At 60.2% G+C, this 992-nt stretch carries 1 protein-coding gene; it reads left to right on the top strand.

Annotated elements, in window-relative coordinates:
- Window positions 1-952: HAD-IC family P-type ATPase (locus J5224_RS30115; RefSeq protein WP_264628723.1), on the top strand; the 952-nt coding region annotated here is incomplete at its 5' end.
- Window positions 953-992 lie beyond the last annotated feature (40 nt).

The following is a 992-nucleotide window of genomic DNA, read 5'->3' as shown; positions in this document are numbered from 1 at the left end:
CGATACGGTGGTGTTCGACAAAACCGGCACCCTGACGCACGGTGATATGCAGGTGACGGAAGTGGTCAGTTTCGATCCGGAGCGGGCCTGGGCGGAGCGCCTGCTGGCGATCGCGGCCTCAGTTGAGGAACACAGCAACCATCCGTTGGCGAAAGCGGTGGTGGCGTCGGCGCACCACCATGCGTTGCCCCATATCAACCACGGCGAAGTAGAGTATGTGATTGCACACGGTCTGCTGTGTGAACTGGATGGTCATCGCATGGCGATCGGCAGCCGCCATTTTCTCGAAGCGCACTATCAGGTTGTGTTCTCACCGTACGAGGCCGAGATTAGCGCGTTGGCTCAGCAGGGGTGCCATTTGCTGTTCATCAGCCTTGATGAACGGTTGGTTGGTATGATTGGCTTACAGGATAACGTGCGGGCGGAAGCACTCGAGGTGATCGCACAACTGCGTCAGTCGGGGATCGATCGCATCGTGTTACTGACTGGCGATCGCGTTGAAAAGGCGCAGCAACTGGCTAACGCGTTAGCGATGGATGAATGCGTGGCTGAATGCACACCAGAGAGTAAGGTGGATGTGGTTCAGGCACTGCAACAGCAGGGCCGCAACGTGCTGTTTATCGGCGATGGTGTCAATGATGCCCCGGTGCTGGCGCAGGCGGATGTCGGACTGGCGATGAACCAGAGCACCGAGCTGGCGCAGCAGGCGGCGGATGCGGTACTGATGCAGGACAGCCTGCACGGCGTGGTGCTGGCGCGTGAACTGGCGCTGGAAGCGATGAAGCTGGTACACAGCAATATTGCCCTGACAGAATGGGTCAACAGCGGCATTATGCTGACGGCGGCGCTGGGCGGGTTGTCGCCGGGCGGCAGCGCCCTGCTGCACAATGGCACCACCCTTGCAGTATTGCTGCGTGCGCTGGCGGCTCGGCGGACGAGTGTGACGCGTTAAAGCGAGAACGGCGGGAGTTGACGGAACGTGGTCTGTAACC

The sequence above is a fragment of the Candidatus Symbiopectobacterium sp. NZEC135 genome (genome assembly GCF_025962695.1).
The sequence above is the reverse complement of the archived record's forward strand: the minus strand, read 5'-3'. Positions and strand labels throughout refer to the sequence as shown.